Raw genomic sequence first — 10,053 nt, forward strand, 5'->3', positions numbered from 1 at the left:
AAATGAAAATTTGGGGTTTTTTTATGTCAAAAAATTAAAATTCGTATCTGTTTCTAGCTCGATAGCAGCTTCGTTCTGTCTGAACAATCGAGCGGTTAATTCCCCTTTTAGAGTAATGTTTTCTTCATATATTTCTAACCAACTTCCTTCTCTTAGCCCCAAAACCGGAATATTACTAATGGTATGAAATTCATTTATTCTCGTCTCGCGAGTTTCTCCCATGTGTGTCGATTGCGTGTTTGCATCTAAAAAATGCGGATTTAGATTAAAAGGGATTAATCCTAAAGTTTGAAAACTTTCGGGCAACACAATCGGCATGTCATTAGTCGTGTTCATCGTCATTCCTCCTATATTACTTCCTGCGCTTGTTCCTAAATAAGGCGTTCCAGCTTCGATAGTGTTTTTTAAAACGGTCATCAAATTGTTTTTATACAGTTGAGAAACTAACAAAAAAGTATTTCCGCCACCCGTAAAGATAGCTTCAGCTTTTTGAATAGCTTCAGTAAGATTTTCATACTCATGAATACCTTTTGCAGTGATATTTATTTTGGAAAAAGCCGTACTTACTTTTGTGGTGTAATCATCGTGAGAAATTCCGCTAGGTCTAGCGTAAGGGATAAAAAGCAAGGTTTTACAGCCTTCAAAATGATTTTGTAATGTAGGTAATAAGTAGTCTAAATAATCACCATTGTATAGGGTAGAAGTACTGGCAAGAATAACTCTTTTCATTATTTTTTTGTTAAGTTTTTCAAAGGTAAATAATTATTATTAACAAAATATTACCAAGGCATTAATAATATATTGTGAGGATTGACTTCTATTTTTACAAAATATTAAACACTAATGATCCGAATATTATTTTTAGCATTTCCTGTTTTTCTTTTATCTCAAAGTGTTTTTTGTCAAACATTGTTGAAGGGAAAAGTAGTTTTCGATGACTCAAATCTTGACGAAATTTACGTAACTAATTTGTCTACCAATGCAAAAACAATTACAGATAGTAGCGGATTGTTTTCAATTGAAGCCAAACCAAATCAAGTTTTAGTTTTCTCAGGACCTAAACTTGAACGGAAAGTACTGAATTTGAAGCCTATTGATTTTTCTACTAATTTATTATACATAAAATTATACCCAAAAGCAACACAACTTGAGGAGGTCGTAATTAAAAATTATCCGCAAATAAATGCAGTATCTTTAGGGATTATTTCTAAAGATGTAAAAACCTATACACCAGCAGAAAGAAGGCTAATATCCGAAAGTTCAGGAATAGGGATAGTACAATTTATAAATGCTATAAATGGAAGAAAGAAGGAATTGAAAAAAAATATTGAAGTCGAGAAAAAAGAACAATTACTAGATAAGTTATCAAGATTATTTGAAGATGACTTTTATATAAAAACACTAAAAATTTCTTCCGAATATATAAAAGGTTTTCAAATTTTTGCAATTGACGATAATAAGTTAATAACTAGTTTAAATAAAAAAAACACAAAGTTAACCTCGTTTTTACTTAGAGAATTGTCTTTAAAATACAATGATTTATTACGGAATGAAAAAAAATAGTTTACTTATACTTATTTTATTTCTACTTTTTCAAAGTAGTTTTTCTCAGGTATTATTGAGAGGAAAAGTAATTTCCGATGCTTCAAGTCTTGACGGAATTCATGTTATCAACTTAACTAATAAGAAAATGACCATGACAGAAAAAGGTGGTTTTTTCTCGATTTTAGCCAAAGCAACAGATACATTAATGTTTTCTGGAATGCAGGTAAAAGGAATGCAATTTCTATTAAAACAATCTGATTTTACCGAGAATTTATTTTTTATGCGATTAAAACAACAGGTAAGAATGTTAGACGAGGTTTATATTAAAAATTATTCTGAAATAAATGCCGTTTCACTAGGAATTATTCCTAAAGGGACAAAAACATATACACCAGCGCAAAGACGATTAAGGACAGCGGAACAATTTAAATGGTATAGTCCGCTTCTTATTCCTGCAGGAGGAATGAGTGTCGATGGTTTAATTAATCAAATAAGCGGTAGAACCGCCATGCTAAAAAAAGAACTTGAGGTAGAAAACAAAGAAAGATTACAGGTAAAAATTGACAATTTATATGATGAAGCTTTTTTTACAGAAACATTAAAAATTCCCTCAGAATACGTAAAAGGATTTCAAATATATGTTATTGACGATCCGCGATTAATAGCAAGTATAAAATCTAAAAATAAAACCATGACCGCATTTTTATTGGGAGAATTAGCAGAAAAATACAAACAAATTACTTTTCCAAAAAAAGAATAGTTATTTTCGTAAAATGAAAAAATCAATAATTTATACGTTACTTTTTTTATTAATAATAAGCTTGTCATCTTTTGGGATGCATAAATTTTATGTATCAATATATCAACTCAATTATGTTCCTGAGAAAAAAATGCTTGAAATTACCTCACGTATTTTTATTGATGATTTAAATGATATTCTGAAAGCAAAATATAATCAAAAAACGCATATTGGAGAGCCAACCGAAATGCCACAAGATTTAGTTTTGATGAAAAAATACATCTTAGATAATTTTTCTATAAAAATAAATGGTCAGCAAAAAAGCATCAATTATTTGAGCAAAGAACTCGAAGGAAACGTGGTGATTTGTTATTATAATGTCAAAGATATATCAAAAATAAAAACTTTAGAAGTTAAAAACACGGCTTTATTTGACTTAAATTCCGACCAGCAAAATATCATTCAATCCACAATTTATAGTAAGAAACAAAGTTTGTTACTAACTTCAAATAATGTGAAAGGTTTGTTAAAACAATAAGTTTTCAATTTTCTGTAATAAAAATAATTACTTTTATAGCTTTAAAATTAAATCAGGCTATGAGAAACATATTTAATTCACTTTTAATTCTACTTGCGATTTCAACTTCAGCAATTGCACAAGAGGTTAAAGAAGCTCCCAAAACCAAAGAACAAGGACACGAAGATAAAAATAAATTTCGTCAGATGTACGATTTGTTGGCAACACCAAATATGTACAGAACAGCCTCTGGTGCACCTGGACCTGAATATTATCAGCAACAAGCAGATTATAAAATGGATGTCGAGTTAGATGATAAAAATGCTAAATTATTTGGGACAGAGACTATAACCTATACTAATAATGCTAAAGAATCTCTAGAATATTTATGGATTCAATTAGATCAGAATATTGCTGCAAGAACATCAAAAACACCATTAGTCGAGAATTCTAAAATAGATCCAGCTATTAGTGCACAAGGTTTTTCAAGAAAATATTTAGAAGAAAAATTTGATGGTGGGTTTAAAATCGATTATGTAAAAGATATAAAAGGCAACCCAATTTCTTATACTGTAAATGAAACCATGATGCGTATAAATCTTGTAAAACCATTAGCGCATGGCGAAAAATTTGTCATGAATATTAAATGGAATTATAATATTAACAATTATATGTTAGATGGAGGCCGTTCTGGTTATGAGCCTTTTAATGATGGAAATAAATTGTACGTTTTAGCACAATTTTATCCAAGAATGGCAGTTTATAATGATGTAGAAGGTTGGCAAAATATGCAGTTTTGGGGAAGCGGAGAATTTGCTTTGCCATTTGGAAATTTTGAAGTAAATATTACAGTTCCAGCCGACCACGTGATGGAAGCGACAGGAAATTTATTAAATAGAGCCGAAGTTTTCACACCAGAGCAAGTAAAAAGATATGCATTAGCACAAAATTCTTTCGACAAACCAGTTGTAATTGTTACACAAGCAGAAGCAACAGAAAGCGAAAAGGGTTTTTCTGACAAGAAAAAAACTTGGAAGTTTAAAGCAGAGAATGTTCGTGATTTTGGAATCTCAACATCAAGAAAATTTATTTTAGATATGATGGCTGTCAAGTTGGGTGGAAAAACGGTAATGGCCGTTTCACTATACCCAAAAGAAGGAAATCCGTTATGGGAACAATATTCTACTAAAGCTGTGGCGCACACGCTAAAAAGCTATTCGAGTTATACTTTCGATTTTCCTTACCCAAAAGCAGTTTCTGTAAATGCACAAGATCAAGGAATGGAATATCCGATGATTTGTTGGAATTTTGGACGTCCAGAAGCTGACGGAACATTTTCTGACAGAGTAAAATACGGAATGTTAGGCGTAATTATTCATGAAGTAGGGCACAATTTCTTCCCAATGATTGTTAATTCTGATGAGCGTCAATGGACTTGGATGGACGAAGGGTTAAACACATTTATGGAATATCTTGCCGAAATTTCTTTCGATAAAAATTTCCCTGTAGATCGTGGACCAGCAACAAAAATTGTTCCTTATATGAGTGGTGATCAATCGAATATTGAGCCAATTATGACTAATTCCGAAGCGATAAAACAATTTGGTAATAATGCTTACGGAAAACCAGCAGCTGGATTAAATATTCTTCGTGAGACCATTATGGGACACGAATTGTTCGATTACGCTTTCAAAACCTACGCAAATCGTTGGAAATTTAAACATCCAACCCCAGAAGACTTTTTTAGAACTATGGAAGACGCGTCGGCAACTGATTTAGATTGGTTTATTCGTGGTTGGTTTTATACTACAGATTATACGGATATAGGTATTAAAGAGGTAAATCAATATTATGTGAGCAATGATGCTCCGAAAGAGTTTAAAGCCCCAGAAGTTAACAGAAGAAATAGACGTAAAATGTCTGGACCATTAGTATACATGGTTTCTAGCACAAGTCAAGATTTGTTAGCGGAAAACAAAAAAGCATTAAACGTAAAAGATGTTAAAACGTTAGATGAGTTTGTGCAAACGAATTTCAAACCAGAAGAAATTGCAAAATTAGCTTCTCCAAAATATTTTTATGAAGTAACGTTTAACAAGCCTGGAGGATTAGTAATGCCAATTATTGTCGAACTAACTTTTGAAGATGGAACTACTGAAAACCAAACATTTCCAGCACAAATTTGGAGAATGAATGATGCTGAGGTTGTAAGAACATTTGCTACACAAAAAGCAATTTCAAAAATTGTAGTAGATCCAAAATTAGAAACTGCCGATATTGATGTAACCAATAATACTTGGCCAAAAGTAATTGGAAAATCTAAATTTGATTAATTAACATTGTATTAAAATTAAAAAAAATGTTTGGAATAGGAGGAGGAGAATTAGTTTTTATCATGTTTGTCGCATTGATGCTTTTTGGATCAGATAAGATACCAGATATAGCGCGTACAATGGGAAAAGCGATGGCGCAGCTAAAAAATGCAACTAATGATATAAAATCTGAGATTCAGCGTGGTGCCGAATCTAATGATATTGACATAAAATCTCTAACTGGAGATTTTACTTCAGAAATTGATAAAGTAAAACAAGGATTCAACAAAATGATTACCGATAATACATCGGATTCCTTAGGGACAAAATCTATCACTGACGATATTACTTCCGAAATTAACAAGGTCAAAGAAAACCTTGATGATTTAACAGGACCTATAAAACGTCAATTATAATGCTAGAAAAAATAATCTCGATAGATAAAGAATTATTCGTTTTCCTAAATGGTTTAGGTTCGGAAAATTTCGATTCGTTGTGGTTAATTATTACAAAACAATCTAGCTGGATTCCTCTTTTTGTCTTCTTATTGTATTTAGTTTATAAAAAGTTAGGAACAAAACAAACCATTATTATTGTCCTTTTTGTTGCTGTTTTACTCACGGTAAACAATACTATTACCGAGTTATTTAAATCAACATTTCAGCGATTGCGCCCTTGTAATGATCCAGAAATTAAAGATATTATTAGAATTGTAAAAACAAGTTCGACTTTTAGTTTTTTCTCCGGGCATTCTTCAAACACGATGGCGGTTTTCGTTTTTTTATATTCAATATTTAGAAAAAAATACAAATATTTTTGGTTACTAATACTTTGGCCATTAATCTTCGCTTACAGTCGTATTTACTTAGGTTTACATTTTCCTACCGATATACTTGCAGGATATACTTGCGGTATAATTACAGGTTGTGTAACCTATATAATCTATCAAATAATTCAGCTGAAATATTTTAAGGATAATTTTTAGGAGCTATTTCCAGCTGTACACTATATCTTTTCCTTGCTAAAGGAGCAAGAAAAAGGATGCCGTTCCCATCTGGGCTAAAGTACTCGACTAACAGTCAACCCGTCTCTTATAGGTAACAAAACAGTTTCAACTCTTGGATCATTCTTTAAAAGCAAATTATACTCCAACAAAACTTTAGTACTCAAATCATTTTTCTCTAAAGGCAAAACCACTTTTCCAGACCACAAAACATTGTCAGACAAGATAATCCCGCCTTTATTCATTTTAGGGACAATTAGATTAAAATAATGAATGTAGTTTTCTTTATCGGCATCAATAAAAACCAAATCAAATTTTAAATCCAAATCAGGAATAATATCGACGGCTTCTCCTAAATGTTGCACAATTTGATTTCCCCAAGGCGATTTGTCAAAATATTTCCGCTGAAAATCTACTAACTCTTCCTTAATATCGATGGTGTGCAATTGTCCGTTTTCTTGTATTCCTTCGCACAAGCACAAACCAGAATAACCAGTATAAGTACCTATTTCTAGGATATTTACTGGGCGAATAAGTTTGGATAACATACTTAAAACCCGACCTTGAAAATGCCCGCTCAACATTCTAGGCAACAAAATTTTCTGGTAAGTTTCTTTGTTAAGTTGCGCTAATAATTCTGGTTCGTTTTCTGAATGTTGCTCAATATAATCTTCTAAATCTTGAGAAAGGAAATGCATTTGATAAAATTTTAAGCAAAAATACAAATTACCAAATCAACAAATTACTAAATCAACAAAATAACCTAAATTTGCACCATGCAAATCGAGAAAAAAGACATACGAGCATTATCTAAAGAACAATTACGTGATTTTTTTATAACTAATAATGACAAAGCCTTTCGTGGCAATCAAGTGTACGAATGGTTGTGGAGTAAAGGCGCACATAGTTTTGAAGACATGACAAACGTTTCTAAAGAAACCAGACAAATGTTAGTAGAAAATTTTGTCATTAATCATATTAAAGTAGATACGATGCAACGCAGTAGCGACGGAACGGTAAAAAATGCTGTTCGGTTACATGATGGTTTAATTGTCGAATCGGTTTTAATCCCAACCGAAACTCGCACAACCGCTTGTGTTTCTAGCCAAGTGGGTTGTAGTTTAGATTGTAATTTTTGTGCTACAGCTCGTCTCAAACGCATGAGAAATCTAGAACCTGGCGAAATTTATGATCAAGTTCTCGCTATTGATAGAGAAAGCAAGTTATATTTCAATCGCCCTTTGTCTAATATTGTGTTTATGGGAATGGGAGAACCACTCATGAATTACAATAATGTGATCAAAGCGATTGATATGATAACTTCTAACGAAGGATTAGGAATGTCGCCTAAAAGAATTACTGTTTCTACTTCGGGTGTATCTAAAATGATTAAAAAAATGGCCGATGATGAGGTCAAATTCAAACTGGCAGTTTCTTTACATTCCGCTATCGAGGAAACTCGTAACCGAATCATGCCATTCACAAAAAGCTTTCCATTACCTGAATTACGTGAATCTTTAGAATATTGGTATCACAAAACAAAAAGCAAAATCACTTATGAATATGTGGTTTGGAAAGGAATAAATGACAACAAAGAATCCGTAGATGCCTTGGTGAAATTTTGTAAACATGTTCCTTGTAAAGTAAATCTTATTGAGTACAATCCGATTGATGATGGAGAGTTTCAGCAAGCATCAATAGAATCAATAAATGCTTATATAAAAGCACTAGATTCAAACGGAATTATTGCAAAAGTGAGACACAGTCGAGGTAAAGATATAGATGCTGCTTGCGGACAATTGGCTAATAAAGAGGGATAATTAGATACAAACTATCTTGTGTTTTATTGCATATAAGACCAATCCAATTCGAGTTTTAATTTCCAATTTTTGAAATAATTGTTCTCTATAACCATCAATAGTTTTTGGGCTTAGGCACATGCCACTGGCAATTTCTTTGTACGTTTTTTCGGTACAAGCGAGCTTTATAAATTCGACTTCACGCTCTTTTAGTATAATTTTATTTTCGTTACAGGTAAGTTTATTTATAAGATATCCTGAAACCATTTCCGAATAATAAAAACCTTTGTTATATACTTCAATGAGTGCTTCTTTGAAAGTATTAGGGTGTGTGTCTTTTAGTAGATATCCTTTTGCGCCATTTGTAATCATTTTCATAATAGTATCTTCATCATCGTTTACAGATAATGCCAAAACTTTCAAATTAGGTTGGTTTTCTTTCAACCACTTCATTGTTTCAACCCCATCCATAATTGGCATATTAACATCAAGTAAAACAATGTCGGGTTTTTCAAATTCATTTAAAAACATGTTTGTAAACTCTTTTCCATTGCTATAACTTCCAATTACTGTAAACTCCTTAAATGTTCCAATTAAATAGGAGAGTGATTGAGAAAATAATAAATGATCATCTACAATTACAATTTTTATTTTTTCCATAACGTTAATTATTTTCTTGAGTATTTATTGGATAATCAATAGTTATTATTGTGCCTTTATTAATTTCAGAATGAATTTTAAGTGTTGCTTTTATCAGAGCAACTCTTGTTTTAATATTTGCTAGACCAATACCACTGGATTCTTTTTTATAGTCAAACCCTTTACCGGTGTCAATAATATTTATTTTACAATTATTTGAACTAAAAAATATTTCGATAGCAATAGTTTCGCTATGTGAATGTCTTAAAATATTAGCTATAGATTCTTGCAAAATTCTATATATAATGGTTTGATGTTCTTTGTTTATTTTTTGAATTTCACCGTTTACATTCAACTGATATTTTATTTTTTTTAATTCCGCTATTCTTTTTAAATCGTCAGATATGGATTTAATAAAGTTGGTATTTACAAAAATATCACCATTCATTATTTTTGACAATAGCCTAATTTCATTTAATGATTTGTTGACAAGCTCTTTAATGTTTTTGAGTTCTTTTTTAGTGTATTCATCATCATTTTCAATGATGATATTCATTTGCATTAATGCTACAGAAAGGATTTGTCCAATGTTGTCGTGCAATTCTCTACTAACATTGGTGAGTGTTTGTTCTTTAATTTCAATCTTCGAATTTGTAAGCTCTGATTGAAATAATAAATCGGCCTCCATTTTTTCTATTAAAAATTTTGATTTTTTCTTTTGAAAAAAATAAAAAAGCACAAACAAAGTTAGCAATAGCATAAAAAGTACAATGCTAAATGAAATGATTAATAATTGTATTTCTTCTCGCTGCATATAAATCCTATTGTGAAACAAATATTCATCAGTAAATTTAGGAAAAATATTATTAGCCCATAAACTGAAGAATTATAGTCGATTAAAAACCAATCTAATGATAACATAAATGGTAAATATGGAACGAAAAAAATTAAAATCCCAAGAATAAACCAGAAAAAAATAGACTTACTATAGTCTAATACCAAGTTGCTACTAAATAGTTCGAGTAAGTATAAAAAACTTAAAATTACTATAATTATTACGCCAACAGCATAACTATTTGTAAAAATTTGACCAAATTCATTTTGAAAAAGAAAGTAATTAACAACATAAAAAAGTATAAAAATAATAAGGAAAAGTCCTGCAAGATTTTTATAAACTAATTTTTTTAATAAGGATTTCAGTAAAATGATGTAGATGCAAAATATCACACAAATGTAAAAGTTAAATACATAATAGTTAAGTAAGCCCGTCCAAGCTGTAAAATATTTTCCAACAACCTCTGTGAGTACTGAAAACCATATTGAAAATAAAAATAGCTTAGCCTTATTATTAGGAAGTTTGTGCCAAAATATAACGCCACAAATACCAGATAACAAAGCTAAATAAACTATACAAAATCTAAGATTTTCTAACATATATTACCCTCCATATTCCATTTTAGGAGGATTACCCATTGAACCAAAATTAAGTGATTCAATTG

General features: G+C 30.9%; 11 protein-coding genes. 7 read left to right on the top strand and 4 right to left on the bottom strand.

What is annotated here, in order from left to right; genetic code table 11:
• Positions 1–21 precede the first annotated feature (21 nt).
• The gene (gene pepE / locus ABI549_RS02985; RefSeq protein WP_348074968.1) at positions 22–729 is read right to left on the bottom strand and encodes a dipeptidase PepE; all 708 of its coding nucleotides are present in this window, start codon (positions 727–729) and stop codon (positions 22–24) included.
• Positions 730–843: 114 nt separating this feature from the next.
• Between pepE and ABI549_RS02990 the strand changes: the two genes are divergently transcribed.
• The 6 genes from ABI549_RS02990 to ABI549_RS03015 are packed head-to-tail and all read left to right on the top strand — an operon-like array spanning position 844 to position 6,098.
• The gene (locus ABI549_RS02990) at positions 844–1,563 is read left to right on the top strand and encodes a hypothetical protein (RefSeq protein WP_348074969.1); all 720 of its coding nucleotides are present in this window, start codon (positions 844–846) and stop codon (positions 1,561–1,563) included.
• Positions 1,550–2,305, top strand: a complete 756-nt coding sequence (locus ABI549_RS02995) for a hypothetical protein (RefSeq protein ID WP_348074970.1) — start codon at positions 1,550–1,552, stop codon at positions 2,303–2,305. The genes ABI549_RS02990 and ABI549_RS02995 overlap by 14 nt, the downstream gene beginning before the upstream one ends.
• Before the next feature lie 13 nt (positions 2,306–2,318).
• Complete coding sequence (locus ABI549_RS03000; RefSeq protein WP_348074971.1) at positions 2,319–2,822, top strand: DUF6702 family protein; 504 nt, start codon at positions 2,319–2,321, stop codon at positions 2,820–2,822.
• A gap of 59 nt (positions 2,823–2,881) precedes the next feature.
• Positions 2,882–5,134, top strand: a complete 2,253-nt coding sequence (locus tag ABI549_RS03005) for a M1 family metallopeptidase (protein WP_348074972.1) — start codon at positions 2,882–2,884, stop codon at positions 5,132–5,134.
• Positions 5,135–5,160: 26 nt separating this feature from the next.
• Positions 5,161–5,529, top strand: coding sequence for a twin-arginine translocase TatA/TatE family subunit (locus ABI549_RS03010; RefSeq protein WP_348074973.1), 369 nt, complete (start codon positions 5,161–5,163; stop codon positions 5,527–5,529).
• Positions 5,529–6,098, top strand: coding sequence for a phosphatase PAP2 family protein (locus tag ABI549_RS03015; RefSeq protein ID WP_348074974.1), 570 nt, complete (start codon positions 5,529–5,531; stop codon positions 6,096–6,098). Before ABI549_RS03010 ends, ABI549_RS03015 begins: the two co-directional genes overlap by 1 nt.
• Positions 6,099–6,172: 74 nt before the next feature.
• Here ABI549_RS03015 and ABI549_RS03020 read toward each other — a convergent pair whose 3' ends face one another.
• On the bottom strand, positions 6,173–6,814 hold the full coding sequence (locus ABI549_RS03020) for an O-methyltransferase (protein ID WP_348074975.1): 642 nt from the start codon (positions 6,812–6,814) through the stop codon (positions 6,173–6,175).
• 78 nt (positions 6,815–6,892) lie between these two features.
• Between ABI549_RS03020 and rlmN the strand changes: the two genes are divergently transcribed.
• Positions 6,893–7,936 (top strand): 23S rRNA (adenine(2503)-C(2))-methyltransferase RlmN, encoded by a 1,044-nt coding sequence (gene rlmN, locus ABI549_RS03025; protein ID WP_348074976.1) that lies wholly within the window; start codon positions 6,893–6,895, stop codon positions 7,934–7,936.
• Here the strand turns inward: rlmN and ABI549_RS03030 are convergent, their stop codons facing one another.
• Both ABI549_RS03030 and ABI549_RS03035 read right to left on the bottom strand, forming a co-directional pair.
• A complete protein-coding gene (locus tag ABI549_RS03030; RefSeq protein WP_348074977.1) occupies positions 7,937–8,575 on the bottom strand; it encodes a response regulator transcription factor in 639 nt (212 codons plus the stop codon).
• Positions 8,576–8,579: 4 nt separating this feature from the next.
• Positions 8,580–9,242, bottom strand: a complete 663-nt coding sequence (locus ABI549_RS03035) for an ATP-binding protein (RefSeq protein ID WP_348074978.1) — start codon at positions 9,240–9,242, stop codon at positions 8,580–8,582.
• Positions 9,243–10,053 lie beyond the last annotated feature (811 nt).

The organism is Flavobacterium sp., assembly GCF_039932285.1.
Classification (GTDB): Bacteria; Bacteroidota; Bacteroidia; order Flavobacteriales; family Flavobacteriaceae; genus Flavobacterium.